This is a genomic window from Candidatus Micrarchaeia archaeon, assembly GCA_041650355.1.
In the GTDB taxonomy this organism is placed as follows: Archaea; Micrarchaeota; Micrarchaeia; order Anstonellales; family Bilamarchaeaceae; genus JAHJBR01.
The window spans coordinates 18415-36380 of record JBAZLI010000002.1 but is presented as its reverse complement, the minus strand read 5'-3'; the positions used below and the strand labels follow the sequence as shown (position 1 = coordinate 36380).

The 17966-nt window shown below is 52.6% G+C and carries 19 protein-coding genes and 1 tRNA gene; 11 read left to right on the top strand and 9 right to left on the bottom strand.

Annotated elements, in window-relative coordinates; genetic code table 11:
* The 4 genes from WC488_00400 to WC488_00385 form a co-directional block, all read right to left on the bottom strand.
* The coding region (locus WC488_00400; protein ID MFA5076875.1) for an alanine--tRNA ligase-related protein at nucleotides 1-990 on the bottom strand (990 nt) is incomplete at its 3' end.
* A 101-nt stretch (nucleotides 991-1091) separates the two neighbouring features.
* Nucleotides 1092-1655, bottom strand: coding sequence for a hypothetical protein (locus WC488_00395; protein ID MFA5076874.1), 564 nt, complete (start codon nucleotides 1653-1655; stop codon nucleotides 1092-1094).
* A complete protein-coding gene (locus WC488_00390) occupies nucleotides 1656-2120 on the bottom strand; it encodes a hypothetical protein (GenBank protein MFA5076873.1) in 465 nt (154 codons plus the stop codon). It abuts the gene before it with no gap.
* Nucleotides 2121-2216: 96 nt separating this feature from the next.
* On the bottom strand, nucleotides 2217-2678 hold the full coding sequence (locus WC488_00385) for a nucleoside deaminase (protein ID MFA5076872.1): 462 nt from the start codon (nucleotides 2676-2678) through the stop codon (nucleotides 2217-2219).
* Between the two features lie 119 nt (nucleotides 2679-2797).
* On the opposite strand from WC488_00385, the gene WC488_00380 reads away from it, so the two are divergent.
* From WC488_00380 to WC488_00365, 4 genes are read left to right on the top strand one after another with little or no spacing between them, the layout of a single operon-like run.
* Entirely contained in the window at nucleotides 2798-3958 is a 1161-nt protein-coding gene (locus WC488_00380; GenBank protein ID MFA5076871.1) for a thiolase domain-containing protein, read from the top strand.
* Nucleotides 3959-3961: 3 nt separating this feature from the next.
* A complete protein-coding gene (locus WC488_00375; GenBank protein ID MFA5076870.1) occupies nucleotides 3962-4363 on the top strand; it encodes a Zn-ribbon domain-containing OB-fold protein in 402 nt (133 codons plus the stop codon).
* A gap of 16 nt (nucleotides 4364-4379) precedes the next feature.
* On the top strand, nucleotides 4380-4652 hold the full coding sequence (locus WC488_00370; protein ID MFA5076869.1) for a 2Fe-2S iron-sulfur cluster-binding protein: 273 nt from the start codon (nucleotides 4380-4382) through the stop codon (nucleotides 4650-4652).
* 3 nt (nucleotides 4653-4655) lie between these two features.
* Nucleotides 4656-5684 carry a hypothetical protein gene (locus WC488_00365; protein ID MFA5076868.1) on the top strand — a complete coding sequence of 343 codons (1029 nt, stop codon included), beginning with the start codon at nucleotides 4656-4658 and terminating at the stop codon, nucleotides 5682-5684.
* A 12-nt stretch (nucleotides 5685-5696) separates the two neighbouring features.
* Here the strand turns inward: WC488_00365 and WC488_00360 are convergent, their stop codons facing one another.
* Complete coding sequence (locus WC488_00360; GenBank protein ID MFA5076867.1) at nucleotides 5697-6617, bottom strand: dihydroorotate oxidase; 921 nt, start codon at nucleotides 6615-6617, stop codon at nucleotides 5697-5699.
* 112 nt (nucleotides 6618-6729) lie between these two features.
* On the opposite strand from WC488_00360, the gene WC488_00355 reads away from it, so the two are divergent.
* A complete protein-coding gene (locus WC488_00355; protein ID MFA5076866.1) occupies nucleotides 6730-7611 on the top strand; it encodes a hypothetical protein in 882 nt (293 codons plus the stop codon).
* Nucleotides 7612-7614: 3 nt separating this feature from the next.
* Here WC488_00355 and WC488_00350 read toward each other — a convergent pair whose 3' ends face one another.
* Genes WC488_00350 through alaXM form a run of 3 tightly spaced genes read right to left on the bottom strand, consistent with a single transcriptional unit; the run spans nucleotide 7615 to nucleotide 9286 of the window.
* Nucleotides 7615-8076, bottom strand: coding sequence for a hypothetical protein (locus tag WC488_00350; GenBank protein MFA5076865.1), 462 nt, complete (start codon nucleotides 8074-8076; stop codon nucleotides 7615-7617).
* 37 nt (nucleotides 8077-8113) lie between these two features.
* Nucleotides 8114-8563: a metal-dependent hydrolase gene (locus tag WC488_00345; protein ID MFA5076864.1), complete on the bottom strand. Its 450-nt coding sequence runs from the start codon at nucleotides 8561-8563 to the stop codon at nucleotides 8114-8116.
* Between the two features lie 15 nt (nucleotides 8564-8578).
* Nucleotides 8579-9286, bottom strand: coding sequence for an alanyl-tRNA editing protein AlaXM (gene alaXM, locus WC488_00340; GenBank protein ID MFA5076863.1), 708 nt, complete (start codon nucleotides 9284-9286; stop codon nucleotides 8579-8581).
* A gap of 97 nt (nucleotides 9287-9383) precedes the next feature.
* On the opposite strand from alaXM, the gene WC488_00335 reads away from it, so the two are divergent.
* Nucleotides 9384-9555 (top strand) — tRNA-Met (locus tag WC488_00335).
* Between the two features lie 10 nt (nucleotides 9556-9565).
* Here the strand turns inward: WC488_00335 and WC488_00330 are convergent.
* Entirely contained in the window at nucleotides 9566-10198 is a 633-nt protein-coding gene (locus tag WC488_00330; GenBank protein MFA5076862.1) for an LAGLIDADG family homing endonuclease, read from the bottom strand.
* 64 nt (nucleotides 10199-10262) lie between these two features.
* On the opposite strand from WC488_00330, the gene WC488_00325 reads away from it, so the two are divergent.
* The 5 genes from WC488_00325 to WC488_00305 all read left to right on the top strand — a co-directional run bounded on the left by WC488_00325 (nucleotide 10263) and on the right by WC488_00305 (nucleotide 17887).
* A complete protein-coding gene (locus tag WC488_00325) occupies nucleotides 10263-10775 on the top strand; it encodes a nitroreductase family protein (GenBank protein ID MFA5076861.1) in 513 nt (170 codons plus the stop codon).
* 96 nt (nucleotides 10776-10871) lie between these two features.
* Nucleotides 10872-13289: a DNA gyrase subunit A gene (gyrA, locus tag WC488_00320; protein ID MFA5076860.1), complete on the top strand. Its 2418-nt coding sequence runs from the start codon at nucleotides 10872-10874 to the stop codon at nucleotides 13287-13289.
* Nucleotides 13290-13344: 55 nt separating this feature from the next.
* Entirely contained in the window at nucleotides 13345-14607 is a 1263-nt protein-coding gene (locus WC488_00315; protein ID MFA5076859.1) for a hypothetical protein, read from the top strand.
* A 72-nt stretch (nucleotides 14608-14679) separates the two neighbouring features.
* Complete coding sequence (locus WC488_00310) at nucleotides 14680-15417, top strand: hypothetical protein (GenBank protein MFA5076858.1); 738 nt, start codon at nucleotides 14680-14682, stop codon at nucleotides 15415-15417.
* A 76-nt stretch (nucleotides 15418-15493) separates the two neighbouring features.
* Complete coding sequence (locus WC488_00305) at nucleotides 15494-17887, top strand: DNA-directed DNA polymerase (GenBank protein ID MFA5076857.1); 2394 nt, start codon at nucleotides 15494-15496, stop codon at nucleotides 17885-17887.
* Nucleotides 17888-17966 lie beyond the last annotated feature (79 nt).

Sequence of the window (17966 nt, the reverse complement as noted above, 5' to 3'; positions counted from 1 at the left end):
CAGCTTCCCGAACAGCTCCTCTTTCGTGGCTCCGAGCATTTTCGCTATCTTCGTCTTCTCGGCGCCAACGTCCTTCACTTCATCCAACGCGAGGCCCCCAGCGAGCTTCGCGTACTGCGAGAACAATTTCTCGTCCATGTGCACTCCGAAATCCTTCTTCATCCCCTTTATCACGTCCCCGAAAACAATCTCGTAGCTCGTGGGCGAGCCGTGGGTTATCCACGCGAGCCTGGAAAGGCCTGCGCCCATGTCTATCACTTTGGTTTTCAGCTCGCGTTCCCCGGTTTTCGCAACCTCGTATTGCATGAAAACGCAGTTCCCGAGCTCAAGCCCCCTTGAGAAATATTCCATGCTCGGCCCGAAATTCCCTCCGCCCACCCAAACGTCCTCTATGAATACTAAATCCTTTTCTTTCACCCCCAAATCATTAAGATATTCGATGTCATGCCCGAGCGCCTGGTCCTTCCAGTAGAACAAACCTGTTTTCTCGGTGTTGAACGCGTGCTGCCCTATCATGACGAAATTGGTGTAGTGCCTCCCTGTGACTCCTACATTCCCTATGTCCCCGAACCTTATGCAGGGCTGGGGCACTATGAGCGGATTGTACGGAGGTTCAAGTTCGCCGTTGACCACGTAGGGCTGGAAGTCATTTATGCTCGCTATGGTGAAGTACAAGTCGTCGCGCCACCTCGCAACCGTGGGGTAAGGGGCAACGTATCCGTGGCCGTGCTCTGTGAAGTATTTTTTTATCCTGTTCCACGTCTCCACGTATCCGAGCTTCTTGCCTGAAGGGGCGTTGCCTATGAACTCGTAGCCGATGCACCCGGGGTCTGCGCAGAACTCGCGCTCCTCCTGGGCCCAGAACGCGCGCCTGCACTTCTTGCACTCCTGCCTCGAAAACCCGCGCTGCTTCAGTGCATCTATGTCGTAGTGCTTCTTCCACTCCTTCCTGAACCTTGCGCGCAACTGGTCCTTGTCAACGTTAACCATCAGGATTACCTTTACTTCTGAACAGGCTGAACAGAATTAGTATAAGTTGCGAACAATTATTATAAAACTATGGCTCTTCAGTAAGGCTTCGCACCGGCTGCTTAAAGCAGTTTGTCCAGTTTTTTGTGGAAAAGACAGACGCCCACTTCCAGCACCGCCAGTCTGGACATTCTCACAAAGCCCTGGGCCAAAAGAAATGCGCTCGCTGCAAGCGCGGCAGCGGCCAACGGAACCTGGATGTACATCACGTCTTTATAGGTGGAATCCGACAGGTGCACCAAGTCGCTGCCGATTTGCGCGTATTTCAACAATATGCCAGCCGCGAACGCAATGACCCCGCCCACCACAATCCGCGATTTGTTCGCCTTGTTTTTGCCCTCTTTGCAGTTTTCAGCATCAATCCGCTCTAGCAAAGGAGGTAACAAATGGCGCTCGATTTTCGTTTCCTCTATTTGGAGCTCAAGCAGCGCCTTCCCCATCTCAGTGCCACGCAAACCAGAATCTTTTATTCGCACTCTTTCCAGTTCCAACGCTTCCAGCCTGCACATCAGAGGTTCCATCTCCCTAAATGCGCCAGCAATGACGGGTTCCTTGGCTCTTGAAGCCAGTTTGGACAATTTGGCGCAGTCGCGTGAAAGCGGAACGACTTTCTTTTGCTTTTGCATTTACTCAACTTCCGCGTATTTTTCCAGCTGGTCTATAAGCGTGCCCAGCACATTGCGAAACGCAGTCTTGCTTAATCCAGAAGCCAGAACGGCTAGCGAGAGATAAACGTCCTTCAGTTTAGCCAGCACGTTGTTAGTTTCAGGGCTCGCGTCAGGGCCCATATGGGCTTTCTTGGGCCCTAATTCCGCCTTCTCCCTGATTGCACTTGCTGCAGCCATAACATCATTCCTGAATTCCCTCACAAGAAATAAATGGCCGGGCGGTTTTTCAGGCTTTTTCGATAATCTGCTTAACATATTCAGAAGCACTATCGCCTTAACCATTTCCAGCCCGACTTTTGCGGGCGCCCGGGAAGTAACAAGATCCCATCTCCCGTCGAATTTCTTGAACGCGTTATGCGCATCGGGCGGAGAGGCGTGCTCTCCTATTATGAATCGCAACTTAGGCACACATTTATGGGGCATAGTTTCACCTAACAAAAACCATTTAAATTATTAATATACCACAAACTTTAAATAAGTTGGTTTGCACTGGAATGGAGGGGCAAAATGAGCGCAGAATTAGTACGGCTTCCCTTTCCATGTCTTCATCGCATTTACAGCTTCCGCGCGCAGGAAATTCGGGATTAGTTTTACGCGCGAGCCCCTGCGCCTGAATTCGCGGTCGTGCAGCATCAGCTCGCTGAATCCCAGGTTTTTCGCGTCCTCTATTGTGGCTCCGTAAACCACTTCATCAACTTTCGCCCAGTGCGAGGCGCTGAAGCACATGGGGCACGGCTCGCAGGAGGAAAAAAGAACGCATCCCTTCAGACTTATCCCGAGCTTTTTCCCAGCCTTCCGCAAGGCGTTCACTTCCGCATGGGCCGTAGGGTCCGAAGATAAGAGCACGATGTTGTGCGCCCTTGCGACTATTTTTCCATCCTTCACTATCACGCAGCCGAACGGGCTCTGTCCTTCCTTCACGCCCAGGAGGCATTCCTTTATCGCCTCGCGCATGAACTTCGTATAATCGGATTTTCGCATGGAAGCGGATTGCGTGCTAAAATTTTTAATTACGCCATTTGCCGAACACCCCTTAGTTATGTTTATAAAATGCGTGCGGAATAACGCATACTGGGACTTATTCGCACAAAGTGATGTTTATGAGGAGAGTCGCGATAATAGGGGCAGGCATGACGAAATTCGGGGAGCACTGGGAGAAGGGCTTCCGAGATTTGGTCATAGATGCCGGGATAAAGGCGATAGGGGACGCAGGGCTCCAGGGCAACGAAATCAGCGCCGGATACGTTGGAAACATGGCCTCGGGCAGCTTAATAGGCCAGGAGCACGTGGCCGCGCTCATCGCAGACCACATGGGCCTCAACCCCATCCCTGTGACAAGGGTCGAGGCTGCTTGCGCTTCAGGCGGGGTCGCACTCAGGCAGGGCTACATGGCTGTTGCCAGCGGAATGCACGATTTCGTAGTAGTTGGCGGAGTGGAGAAAATGAACGACCTGGACACCAACGAGGTTTCGCAGATACTCGGAGGCGCCGGCGACCAGGAATGGGAGCTTTTCATGGGCGCTACGTTCCCAGGGCTTTACGCGCTCATGGCCAAACGGCACATGCACGAATACGGAACCACCGAGGAGATGCTCGCAGCCGTTGCGGTGAAGAACCATGAGCATGGCTCCAGGAACCCTTACGCGCAATTTCAGAACAAGATAACCATTGATATGGTGCTGAAATCCAAGGTGGTCGCTGACCCGCTCAAGATGTTCGACTGCTCGCCCATAACGGATGGGGCAGCGGCGGTGGTGCTCGCGCCGGTGGAGATCGCGAAAAAATACCAGGAGCAGCCCATAGAGATAGTCGCTTCTGCCCAGGCTTCGGACACGATAGCGCTGCATTCGCGCGAAAAGCTCAGCGAGATAAAAGCAACGCAGATTGCGGCGAAAAGAGCTTACGAGATGGCCAAGATAGGCCCGAAAGACGTTGACGTTGCCGAGGTTCATGATTGCTTCACCATAGCCGAGATAATGGCTATAGAGGACCTGGGCCTGTTCAGGAAAGGCGAGGGCGGAAAGGCCACGCTAGAAGGAAGGACCGGCCTGGGCGGCGAGGTCGCAATCAACACTTCCGGAGGCCTGAAGGCCGCGGGTCACCCTGTGGGGGCTACCGGAGTGAAGCAGGCGGTGGAGCTCACATGGCAGCTCAGGGGCAAAGCCGAGGGCAGGCAGGTAGCGGACGCTGAAATCGGGCTGGCCCAGAACGTGGGCGGAAGCGGCGCAACATCGGTGGTGCACATATTCAAAAGGGTGTGAAAAATGAAAGAGAGCATTCCGCTTACTTGGAGAAGGATACCGGAAAGATACAGGATGAAGGGCAACAGGTGCCTCACCTGCTCCACTGCATATTTCCCCCCGCGCACCATATGCCCGAAATGCAGGAGGAAAGGCAAGCTCGAATTCTTGAATTTCAAGGGCACGGGCAAAATATACTCTTTCACTGAAATACACAGCCCTGCGTCCGGCTTCGAGGAGCAGGTCCCCTACGTTTTTGCGATTGTGGAATTAGATGAAGGCGCGCGCATAACCGGGCAGGTGGTGGACGCGCACAAGCCGGAAGTGAAAATCGGGGACAGGGTGGAGGCTGTTTTCAGGAAGATACAGAGCGACGACCCGGAGGGGCTCATCCATTACGGATTCAAATTCAGGCTCGTGAAATGAGTTTATGGTGATTGAAATGGCGAAAGTGCACATAAAGAACGAGAACAAGACTGTTGAGATACCGGACGGAAGCAACCTCGTGGATTTGGAGGGCAAAAGCAATGTCATTTTCGCATGCAAGGTCGGGGCGTGCGGTGCGTGCATCGCGACCATAGTGAGCGGCGCGGAGAACCTCGAGCCACCCACCGAGACCGAGAAGGTTTACCTGGACAGCTTCGCACCCGGGGGAAGCAAGAGATTGCTCTGCCAAACCGTGATAAAGAAGGGCGAAGTCACGATTGAGTACTAATTTTTGGCAATATTTTTAAATAGTTATAAATATAGTAGAATTATGCATATTCTTAATCCCAAAACTGCGAAAACCGATATCAGGGCAGGCATTGTAATCCCCACTGCGCTTCGCCATGACATAACCCCTTTTCTTGATTCTATGCAGAGGCGTCTTCTCGCCCAACGCGTATACCCTAGGATTTACCTGAGAATATCGCCTTCGGCAAGAGATAACGCGGCGCGTTTTTCTTCCCTCGCACCGCTCGTTGACGTTGAGATTGGAGCTGATCCCATAGGCCACCGCATTCACACCGGCTTTGATAAGGCTGCCAAGGATACAGATATAGTGGTCTTCTTATGCGATGACTTCGACCATCTCCTGTCAAAATTCGGCGCTTTCGTGCGCGCGATAGGACAGGAAAATGAAGTGCTGCTCGGCGAATGGGACCGCATGTCCAAGTTTTACCTTCCTTATTCCATGTGGCTCAACGAAGCGGCAATGTCCGCGGCAGTGACCTACCTCAAGCCCTCGCACCCGATTTCAATTGCGCTTCCGTCCCTGCCGTTTGAACTCAAAAACCTCGAATATTTTATCGAACGATCCAAAAAGCACGGCACATGGACGCAGGTTTATATTGGTCTTTTGGGTGTGGTGTCTCAAAGATGGGAGTCGCTGAGAGACCGTGCACATGGCTTATTCCGAAAAAGTAGAAACGAATTTGATTGGGTTGGTTCTGAAGCCGGGTTGGTGCTCGCGGCTTTCGACATGGGGCTCAATATCGCAGGATATACGCTACCCAAGCGTTTCGAACATCCAATCCTCGTGGCAGGCTCTGGCGAAGAGAGAGGGTTCGCAGCGGGCAGGCAAAAACAATTTGATTATGGACGTGCCGTAGTCGAGGAGTATGCGGACATATGCCCTGAAAAGTTCCAAGCAATTGCAACTTTCATGGAAATGATGCATAATGAGATAGGGGCAGAGTCGTTTCATTGGCCCGGCAGAAAAGTACGGCCCAGCAAATGGAACAGTGGTGTCAGAACGGGATTTTAGCTTTTTCTCTTTTTAGAATTCCTTTGCTTTTCCCACCGCTTCAGCCAAACTTGAATAGTTGTGTTTCTTCAATTCCTCCTCCAGCTCTTTCTCCATTCTCGCGAACGCGTCCACCCCTTCCGGAGCGTAGAGTGCTGATGCGCACGCGAACGCGGAGGCTCCTGCGAGTGCATACGCGAAAGCGTCTTTTCCTGAGAATATTCCTCCGCATCCGACTATCGCAATTGAACCCTTGAAATACTCGCGATACCTTCTCACATTCCCCCAGCCGACCATCTTTATAGCTTCGCCTCCGAGCCCGCCCCACTTGGGCTTGAGCATTATCCTTTCCCTGTCAGCGTCCACGTACATCGCATTCCCCACGGTGTTTATCGCGATTATCAGGTCCACTCCGCGCTTCTTCGCGATTTCGCAGAACTCAAGCTGCGCGTTCATATCAAGGAAGGGCGCGACTTTCACCGCGATTTTCCTGTCCGTGCTTTTCTTCACGGCTTTCAGCACTTCGTCCGTGGCTTCTGAATCGTAAATAATCTGGGACTTGCCGTGCAGGTTCGGGCAGGACAGATTGAGTTCGAGCACATCCGCTACTGGAGAGAGCGCTTTCGCCATTTCCCCGGCCTCATTTGCGTCAAATCCGCTCATGCTCGCGAAAATCGGCTTCCTGGTCTTGGTTTTCAGTTCCTTTATTATTTCCGCCATCTTTTTGTAGCCAGGATTCGGGAGCCCCATGCTGTTTATCGTGGTGCTTCCAAGAGTGTAGAACCTGGGCCCTGGATTTCCGGCCCTGGGAAGGAGCGTCGCGGTCTTGGTGGTTATGAAGCCTGCCCTCGACCCGGCTATCTGCAAAAGCTTTTCGAGCGAATCGTCGTTCGCGCCCGAGCCGTTCGTAAAAACTCCGTCCAGTTGCATGTCACCCAGTTTGGTTTTCAGCATAGCCATCACTACCCTGTCATCCCTTCTAGGTACTAAGGAAAATAAGCATTTAAGGGTTTTGCTGGATATACACACGGGTCCGAAAATGCGCCTTAGACAGATTGCAGCTATTTTGCCGTTACTTTTCCTCGCGCACGCCGCGGACTCCCCTTCAGCGGCGCTCCTCCAGTTCAGGGAACTCGTTACAGTGTGCATAATCCTGAGCTACGTGTTCGCGGCAGGGAAAATCGCTGACTTCCTGGAAACCAGCGGCAGGGCAATCAAAAAGAAGGAGGTTCTGCTCGCGCCTTTCGCGTACATGCTCTTCGCCACGTTCGGCATATTGTACTATTTCATGTCCGGCGCGTGGATTCCGCCCCAGCACACCATAATAACCACCCTGGCCTATTTAGTGGTGATACCGTTCGGAATAGCTCTTGTAATTGGCGCGATTGTGCTCCATGCATTTTTCCGGGACCGGCTGAACGCACTGCAATCCCTGGACCTTTCGCTCAAGGTGCTCCTTTCGCCGGTGCTGGACGGGATTTCGGGCTACTGGACCGCCCTGGTCGCGGCCGCGCTCCTCGTGCTCATATCCGCGGCTTCCGCTTACTCAAGCAACATGAATTTCGCCACCGTACCGCTGGACTTCATCCTTCTTTCTGCCATTTTCGCGCTCTTCTTCCTCTATCGCGCGCTCACCTCTGCGAACAATGAGGGAAAGGCTTCCAACTTCGTGACCGCGCTCACGCTCATGGTCCCCGCGATACTGAGGATGTATTTCAAGGACCTCGTGTGCACCGGGCTTTCCCTAATCCCGTTCAATTTCTTCAGCACCTGCCCGATACAGGACCTCGGGACCGGAGTGGAACTCGCACTCTCGGTGCTCGCTACGCTGATTATACTGGTTCCGGTAATTCCGTTCGTTTACGCGCTGGTCGTGAACATGCTGCGCTTCGCGACGGTTGCGAGGATAGTTGCGGGAAAAGAGGGCCGGGATAAGCGAGCTTCGTGAGGATTAAAGGCCTGAAACGTACACTTCCTTGCTCTCGTTTATGTCCGGTGCAAGCGGAATGTCTATCTTCATTTTCACGAACCATTCCACAATCCTGTCGTCGTGCCCGTAAATTTTGCTCGAGGGTCGGGCATCCGCAGGAAGCGTCATCGAGAACGTGAACTCCTCGTTCAGGTATGTGCCTTCCCCTGCGATTTTCTTCTCCTCGTGGTGGTGCTCGTGCTCCTCCACCCGCTCTTCAGTCATAATATAGGGGGGAGATATGTAGAGGCCGAGCTTCCTCTTTTCCTCCACCTCGTCAAGAGGTATGTTGCGCACGTATTTTATTTTGTGTTTCTCGTGGCAGTGCAGCGAAACAAAAATCCCTCTGGCTTTTATCGGCTTGTCCAGCCCCAGCTTGATGGTCCCCTTGATTTCTTCCCCTGGAGCGTAGCCTGTTTTATCCAGGAGTATCGTCACTGCCATGGATGTGAATTAGAAGGTTAGAATTATATCGGTTTGCTCAAAGGAGCTTGAGTTCCCTGTCCGCAAGAAGATGGGACAAATAACCGAGCAATGCGGCAATGCCGAACCCGAATCCAAGGATGAGAAAAACTGCGAACGAAATGATGCCAGCTGCAAGCAATGAGTGCATCACGCCCCTGTGCCTGAACAGCATCATCACCAGGAAGTACAGCCCAATCAGCGCGAGGAACCTCGCGATGAAATCCAGGGAGAAAACGCATTCGGCGCTTCCGCAGTGAGCCAAATAGACCAGCAGGAACGCGGACATCATCACGAATGCATCAAGCGCTTTTCTCGCCTTCGAGCCCGAATAATCAATATCAGGAACCAGCGCGCACATTCCTGCGAAAAACGAGTAAATCATAATTGCATAAGAAGAACTGCCCAGTAAATAGAATAGTATTCCGGCAACTGCTGCGCCGATAACAAAATGCGCCAGCCATCGCATAATCTCACTCCGCGTTCATCTGAGCGTGAAATATATTCTCCTGTTCGCCGCTCCTTTGTTTTCCAATTTGAGTATCTCTATCCGCCCTATTTCAGAGGTGTTTTTCACGTGCGTCCCTCCGTCCGCCTGTATGTCCGCGCCCGGAATTTCCACTATGCGCAAAATAGATATGCTTGGGGGGAGCGCGTTCGCGAGCTTCACCACCCCGGGAATCTTCAACGCCTCCTCGCGCGGAAGGGAGTAGATTTTGAGTTCTATGCTTTTCGCAATCGTCTCGTTCGCCTTTTTCACAACTTCGTCGAATTTCGCGCGGTCGAAATTTTCTAACGCAAAATCAAATCTTGTTTTGTCCACTTCAAGCTGGTTGCCTGTAATCAATGCGCCGGTTTCGTTCACGAAAGTCGCTGCGAGGATGTGCGCAGCGGTGTGCATGCGCATGAGCGCGTACCTTCTCTCCCAGTCCAAAATGCAGTGCACCGAATCCCCAACCGCCAATCCTTCCCTGTCAACCTCGTGCACGATTTTCCCCTCGCGCTTTTCGACGTTCACAACATTGAAAATGTCGGTTCCGCGCACAAACTGACCTTTGTCCATTGCCTGGCCCCCTCCGCGCGGGTAAAAGATGTTCTTGTCCAGCACGATTTTTTTCGGTTCCAATATTTCAAGAACTTTCGCGTCGCATTCCCTACAATACGAATCCTGGAGATAGAGCGGTTCGTCCATGCGTAAAAATCAGGGAGAGGGTTTAAAAAACAATTCGCAGTAAGTAGTATGCTGCTTGTCCAGACTCCAGTATTTGAAAACTGGGCAGGTGCTTTATAGCGGGATAGGGTAGCTTGGAGTGCCCGCCGGATTTCTGTTGCGTAATGCACCAGGAAGGCGAAGCTCATAACCCGGATGCAACGAGCGCGTTGCTCTTGCAGGGGAAAGATCGTTGGTTCAAAAATTCGAACCAGAGATTCTGGTTTGGGTTGGCAATCCACCTCCCGCTATACACTTTTTTTATTCCTGAATTTTCTTGAAACTTTCATACCTCGAAATGTTCTTCGCGTTAGAGAAACCAATCCGTTCATTCCATTTTCGCAAGTTGGCAGTACCGGCCAGTACAACTCGTACTTTTCCTCTTCCAATAGAATATACGCGTGGGCTGAAACCCAGTCTACGCAGGCCTAGAATTAGTTGTTTCTGCATAGGGCTTGGACATATCTTCATTTCAATTCTTGGATAGCGGATTCCGTTGTTGTTAGCCACAGTTACGCAACCGTCGGTATCCATATAGCCGCGCAGTAAGGCAGGGAGGGACTTGAGCGAAAGAAACTCCTGCGGAACACGAGCTCGATTCCATTTAGGCGCGGTTCTGAGGCCCATTTGGATAAGATTCCTGATAATTCGCCTCTTGAAGATGAAGAGGTCCAAGGTATTTTCATTCGGTCGCTTGCGCATAATTGGCGTGGTTCCGAGCAAATGCTCTATTTGCATTTTCAAGTAAATTGCATAATCTCGGTCATCCGTGGAATTGAGCGTTATTTTGATCCTGTAATGTTTCTTCAGTTTTCCATTTACGACGCAATCGTAGATACCGATTGAACCGTCTCCGAGAAGGACGCCGATAAGTTCTGCAAGTTTCGCGCTCATGCGCTGTTGCAGTCATCAGGCATTATTAAAAAGACGAAAAGAGAGGTGGATGCCAGTGGTTTTCATGGAAGCTATCGAAGCCATAATGTCTAGGAGGAGCATAAGGAAATTCAAGCAAAAGGAAATTTCGCAGGAGCATATTGATGTGCTGATGGCTGCAGCGATGGCCGCGCCCTCAGCGGTAAACGAGCAGCCCTGGCATTTCATTCTCGTAAAGGACCGCGAGTTGGTGGAAAAAATCTGCGGATTCCACAACCACGCGCAGATGGCCATGGGGGCGCCCCTTTCCATAATTGTGTGCGCTGACCGGAAGGCTGCGAAAAGCCACGAAGCTTACATTTTCCAGGACTGCTCGGCTGCAATAGAGAATTTGATGGTGGCTGCGAAAGCGCTCGGGCTTGGCGCTGTTTGGACCGGCGTTTATCCGAATGAAGCGCGCATGCAGGGTTTTAGAACCCTTTTTTCGCTTCCTGAAAGCATCGTTCCTTTCGCGATGATTGTAATCGGGCATCCGGACGAGGAAAAAGAAGCGAAAAAGGACTATGACAAGAGCAGGGTGCACGAAGGGAAATGGTGAATTCCGGCTGTTTTTGCCAATATTTATAAACCAGAACTGCGATATGAAAATAGAGTATTTTATGAATAGAAATCATGCTGATTCGGTGCTTGGAAAATGGGCGAAATAGTAAACAGGCTTATAGAGCAGGACATGAAGGAATCCTACCTGGATTACGCGATGAGCGTCATTGCAGGACGCGCATTGCCCGACGTCCGCGACGGATTGAAGCCGGTGCACAGACGAATACTTTACGCGATGAGCGAGCTGGGAAACACCCACGACAAGCCCTACAAGAAGAGCGCGAGAATAGTCGGAGAAGTCTTGGGAAAATACCACCCTCACGGCGATGCCGCGATTTACGATTCCATAGTGCGCATGGCCCAGTATTTCAGCATGCGCTACCTGCTTGTTGACGGTCAAGGCAATTTTGGATCTGTTGACGGCGATGGAGCTGCGGCGATGCGTTACACCGAGGTGCGCATGACCAAAATCGCAGAGGAGATGCTCCTGGATTTGGACAAGGAGACAGTCGCGTTCAGCCCGAACTTTGACGGAACGCTCAAGGAACCCACCGTGCTCCCGAGCGCAGTTCCCACCCTTCTTGTGAACGGCTCTTCTGGGATAGCAGTCGGGATGGCAACCAACATACCCCCCCATAACTTAGGGGAGATAGTGGATGCGCTGGTCGCGCTCATAGAAGGCGCTGATGAAAACAAGGTACTCATGCTCGTTCCCGGCCCGGATTTCCCCACTGGCGGGACCATAGTCGGAAGGGCTGGAATTTACGAGGCCTACAAGACCGGGAGGGGCATAATACGGCTCAGGGGAAAAGTAGAAACAGACGAGAAGAACAGGAAGCTGACGATAAAGGAAATCCCCTACCAGATTACGAAAACCGCGATAATAGAGTCAATAGTTGACGCAGTGCGGGACAAGAAGATAGAGGGAATTTCCAACGTGCACGACAGGAGCGACAAGGAAGGGATGGAGGTGCTGATTGAGCTCAAGAAGGACGCGAACCCCGAGGTGGTGCTCAACCAGCTTTACGCGCACAGCCCCCTGGAAAGCTCCTTCGGGATAATCAACATCGCGCTCGTGAACGGCTCCCCTAAAACGCTCTCGCTTTACGAGATGCTCAAACTATTTTTGGAATTCAGGCAAGAAGTGGTGCGCAAAAGGTGCGTGTTCGAAAGGAACCAGGCCCAGGCAAGGGCGCACATCCTCGAGGGCCTGATGGTCGCGCTCCACAACATAGATGAGATAATCCCCTTCCTCAAATCAAGCAAGGACCCGAAGACCGCGAAGGCAGGATTGATGGGCAACTACTCGCTCAGCGAGAAGCAGGCCGAAGCGATACTGGAGATGAAGCTCCAGCGCCTCACAGGGCTTGAGAGGGAGAAGATAAACAACGAGCTCGCTGAGCTCAAGAAAACAATCGCGTGGCTGGAAAGCGTGCTCGCGGATGAGCTGAAGATTCTCGAGATAATAAAGAGCGAACTGCTTGAGATAAGGAAAAAATACGCGGACGCGCGAAAGACGGAAATAGAGGACGCGGCTGACGAAAGGACCGTGGAGGATTTGATCCCGAACGAGGACGTGGTGGTGTTCATAAGCCACCGCGGATATGTGAAGCGCGTTCAACTTCAGGAGTACAGGACCCAGCGCAGGGGAGGCAAGGGCGTGATAGGCACCGAAACGAAAGAGGAGGATTTCGTGGAGGACGCGATAATAACCAAAACGCACAACTACCTCCTCTTCTTTACGGACAAGGGAAGGGTGCACTGGCTCAAGGCGTACAACATCCCGGAGAGTGGAAGGTACTCAAGCGGCAAGCCCATAGTGAACATGCTCGAGCTCAAGGAGGAAAAAGTGAATGCATGGATAGAGATGCGCGAGTTCTCGGACAAGGAATTTTTAGTGATGGTTACCAAGAACGGGATAGTGAAAAGGATTGGTGCTGACGCGTTCGCGAACCCGCGCAAAGGAGGCGTGATAGCGATAACGCTCAGGGAGAATGATTCGCTCATAGAAGTGAAAAAAACGAACGGAAACAGCGAGATATTCATAGCCACGCGCGACGGATACGCGATAAGGTTCAATGAGAACGACGCGCGCGAAATCGGGAGGACCGGCCAGGGCGTCATAGGGATAAGATTGCGCGAGGGGGACTGCGTAGTTGGCGCGACGGTGTGCGACAGGCCCGCGGTGCTCACGCTGAGCGAGAACGGCTACGGGAAACGGACCGAATTTGCCGAGTACAGGCTCCAAGCCAGGGGCGGGATGGGAGTCACGAACCTGGACTCCACTGAAAAGACCGGCAAGGTCGTGGGCGCGAAGGCGGTGAACGAGAAGGATGACATCATAGTGATAAGCACCGGCGGCCAGACCATACGCGCGCCTGTGAAGGACATACGCGTGATAGGGAGGAACACTCAGGGAGTGCGCATAATAAGGCTCGGGGAAAAGGAGAAAGTCGCTTCATTTGCTGTCGCGGCTGGGGAGCAGGACGCGGCGCCCGAGCAGACCGAATAGCACGGAACCCCAGTAATCTATTTAAATTTTTTATCCCATATAGGAACGTGAAAAAATGGGAAAAACCACCATCCTCCTCGCATTCATCCTCGCTTCATCTGTTTTGTTCGCGATAGACTGCGTTCCGGGCTACGAAGAGAGCGCGGTGATACAGGCGCTCGACGGGAAGCTCAGGCCCATAGAAAACGCGAGCGTGCAAATAACCTACCAGATTGACAGGACCACCGGGAAGGGCTACGCGACAACCGCGCCAAAGCTTACGGATTCAAGCGGGAAAGCCGCGTTCATACTCAAGAACCAGGAGGTCGTGCAGGAGCGCGTGGACTGCACTTACAGCGTGCTTGTCACATACGACAACAAGAAGGCCGAAAAGCAGGTGGACGTGAGAAACCACGAGAACGTGATTGCGATGCCGATGGACGTCTACATGCTGGGCATAAGGGCGGTTGACCAGAACGGGAATGCGCTCGCGGGCGCCGTAGTGAGGGCCAGGGACGCCAAAGCGGTCGCGGGAAGCGACGGAACGGCGCGCCTCGTGCTCGGAACCGGGCCGGTGAACGTGAGCCTTTCTTACGGGGACGGCACGGCGGTCAAAACGATAGATTTGAGAAACGACACTGATTACTACTATGAAGTGGGAATGTACGATCTGGAATTGTTCGTCCTTGATGACAGGAACACGCCGCTCGTGGTGGACGCGCAGGTCGGGCAGAAAGTGCTCCAGACCAACGAAAGCGGCTATCTTACGGTGAAGAAGCTCATAACCGCTAGGCCGGGAGTGAGGACCGTATACAGGGGAATAGAGCGGAACCTGGACGCGGACCTTGCGGTGCAGACCAAGTATTACGTCGTGTACGATATCCACGCGCCGAAGATAAGCGATGTGAGCGCGTCCTACGGAAACCAGACGCTCCAGGTGGACTTTTACTGCGCTGACGAGGGCCTGAGGGCCAGCGGGCTCGCTCCGGACGGCTTGAAGATGAAGTACGCCTATGGGGGGAGGGAATACATGGTGCCCGTTTATCTCCGCACCAAGGACTGGTACCGCGCCGCCATAGACGGGGTTGACCAGAGCGGCATAATGGAGATGTTCTTCGAGGCTAAGGACAACGAAGGCAACATAAGGAACGTGAAGGGCTTCATCTCCGTGGAGTTCATAAATGAAACGATGCAGGGCAACCAGAGCACGGGCGGAGGCAACGGCACGAGCCCCACCGGGATAACCGTGGACCCGATGTATATAATAGCAGCCGGTGCAGGAGTGATAATTCTGCTCGCAGCCATAAAATTCATTCGTGAAAAACTCGGCGAACCATGAGAACAATTATAAATGTATTATAAGAAATATAATATCAGACATGGTGTAAAATTGTGGAAAGCTGGTGGTGCTATGCCCAGGGGAAAACGAATCATAATTGAACGGAAAATGGATGACGAATACGTCGACAAGCTCAAGAGCATAAATCTTGACAGGATAGAGAACAGTTACAACTCTAGGCAGAACTCGCTGTCATCTTCATTGGCCAACGTTTTCAACGAAGCGCAGGCGCTTTACCAGAAAAAAGAGCTGAGCGACGACGCGCTCGAGAAGAAAGGGCTCTACACCATACAGAACGCATATTCCCTCCTGAGGCAGAACGGATTCGGCATATCTTTCAGGGCGTTCGGAGGCAGGGTGGAAAGGGGCACCGTGACTTCCATGAAAGTGGGGAAGAAGAGATATATACCGATAGACGCGCTCAACACCATGATGAACCTGAGGGACGAATTCTACTCCATAAGGGACGCGTTCGAGACCTACAAGAAGTTCAATTCGAAAATAAATTACCGTGCATTCATAGGAAGGATAGAGAAGCGCTCCATACCATCGGTGAAAATCGGGACGAAGAGGCTGGTGCCCAGGGATGCGGTTGACGCTTTGACCCACGTGGCCCAAAGTTACTATACCGTTACACAGGCGATACACAGGCTCTCCAAGGCCGGAATAGGGATAAAGAGGAACGCGTTCGAAAGACGGCTGGACAGGAACCGGATTCCGCACACCAAAATCGCTGGAAGGCGCTTCATCCCGATGGACGTGGTGGATGAGCTCATAGAAAAGGAGAACGCGCTCAGGGCAAGGAAGTAGCACTTGGAGCCGGTGCGTGGGCGCGCGTATGCCGGGAATTTTCCATTTTTTAAATCTTGCCGGCTAATCCATTATCATGATTAGGAGGAAGGCGATTTTTCTCGACGCTGATTACGTTTACCGCAACGGCAGGACTTATGCAAGGCTGCTCGTGAAAGGGAAACGCGTGTGCAGGCTGCTCTACCCCTACGACCCTTACTTTTACACAGATGCAGTTGAGAAGAAAGAGGATATAGCGAAGCTCGCGGTGAAAAAAGGCCCGGACCTGGTGAGCGTGAAGAAAGTCGAAGTTGTGGAGAAAATAGTCGCGGGCGAAGCAAAAGAGATGCTCAAGGTTTACTGCAACAAGCCCTCGGATGTTGTTGTGCTGAGGGACGTGATACCGTTCAGGTGCTTTGAGCACGGAATCCACTACGCGCGCAGGTTCATGCTGGACTTCAACATCACGCCTTTCGCAGTGCTGGAGTACGAGCGCGAAGGCCATGAGATAAAGAAGTTTCTGGAAATCCACGAGGACGAGAAGCTCGAGGCCAAAGTGCGCCTGAAGAAGATGGCTTTCGACATAGAAACCTACAATCCGCTGGGAGCCCCGCGCGAGAAAAAAGATCCGGCGATAATGGTGAGCTACGCATCCGATGAAGGGGAAAAAGGCGTCATCACCTACAAAAAAGCCGGGCATGATTTCGTGCACGTGACGGCTGATGAGAAGGGGATGATAGACGGATTCGTGAAGACGCTCGCGCAAATTGACCCGGACATACTCTACGGGTACAACTCGGCGAATTTCGACCTGCCGTACCTGCAGGCGAGAGCCAGTGCGCTCAAAACCCAGTTCATTGTGGGGCGCGACCGGAGGGGATTCAAGCCCTTGAGGAAAGGGATGATTAACGGGGCGAAAATAGGGGGAAGGATGCACATAGATTTGTACCCGGCCATACGCTTCTTCGGGTTCATAGGGCTGATAAAGGCCCAGGAGTTCACGCTGGAAAAGATATACGCCGAGGTTACCGGGAAGAAAAAGAAGATGGTGAAAAGGCTGGAGATATGGGACGTGTGGGACAAGAACGAGCTGGACGAACTCGCTGAATATTCTCTTGGGGACTCGGAAGTGACGCTGGAGCTCGGGGAGAACGTGCTCCCGCTCCTGATGGAATTGAGCAAGCTCACGCGCATGCCGCTTTTCGACACGAGCTTAGCTACGAGCGGCCAGCTCGTGGAAAGCTTCCTGATGCAGGAATCCGTGCTCAGGAACGAGATGGTCCCTTCGAAGCCGAGCGAGTCCGAGGCGATGGAAAGGCAGAAGAACCCGATAGAGGGCGCTTTCGTGAAGCTTCCCGCGCCCGGGATATACGAGAACATCGCCGTTTTCGATTTCCGCGGCCTGTACCCCTCGATAATAATATCTTACAATATAGATCCTACCCGGCTCGTGAAGGACGGCTCTGATAGCGAGGTCCATGTATCGCCTACCGGAGCGAGATTCCTCAAAAAGCCAAAAGGCCTGATACCCGCGACGCTCGAACGCCTGCTGGAACTGCGCGGAGGGATAAAGAACAGCCTCAAGAAGCTGGATAAGAAGAGCGAGGTGTACAAAAAAACGTACGCGAGGAGCCACGCGCTCAAGATACTCGCGAACTCGTTCTACGGCTATTTGGGGTATGCGCGCTCGCGCTGGTACAACCGCCAATGTGCTGAGAGCGTCACCGCGTGGGGGAGGCAGCACATTCTCGAGACCGAACGCATGGCCGAGGAGCGCGGATTCCGGGTGCTGTACATAGACACTGATTCGGTTTTCCTGCTTCTCGGGGACAGGACAAAGGAAGACGCGCTCGCGTTCCTCAGGCAGGTGAATGAAAATTTACCGGAGAAGATGGAGCTCGAGCTCGAGAACTTCTACTCGCGGGGGGTGTTCGTCTCGAAGAAGCAGGAGGAGAAGGGCGCGAAGAAGAAGTACGCGATGCTCGCCGAGGATGGGAGCATAAAGATAAGGGGCTTCGAGCTCGTGCGCAGGGACTGGAGCAGGGTCGCGAAGGACACCCAGTACAGGGTCCTCGAGGCGATACTCAGGGAGGGGAGCAAGGAAAAGGCGGCCGCGATAGTGAAGGAGACCGTGGAAAGGCTGAAAAAAGGGGATGTTCCAATGGCGGACTTGACCATATACACCCAGCTGACCAAGCATCCCAGGGATTATGATATCGTGAGCCCGGAGCTTATGGCCGCGAAGAAGGCGATTGCAAGGGGCGTCCCGCTGGAAAAGGGCAGTATGGTGGCGTACGTGATAACCAAGAGAGGGGGCAGCATATCCGAGAAAGCCGAGATTGCGGAGCACGCGAAGGATTACGACCCGGATTATTACATAAACAACCAGGTGCTTCCTGCGGTGATGAAGATACTCAAGGAGCTGGGCTACGACGAGGACGAGATGAAGAACAAGGGGAAGCAGAGAAGCATATCCAGCTTCTTCGAATAGCCAGTTTGGGGAACCCTGCCGAGAGTGTCCTTTGGTTGTGAGACATAGTTATATAAACCCGTTTTAGCATAATAAAATC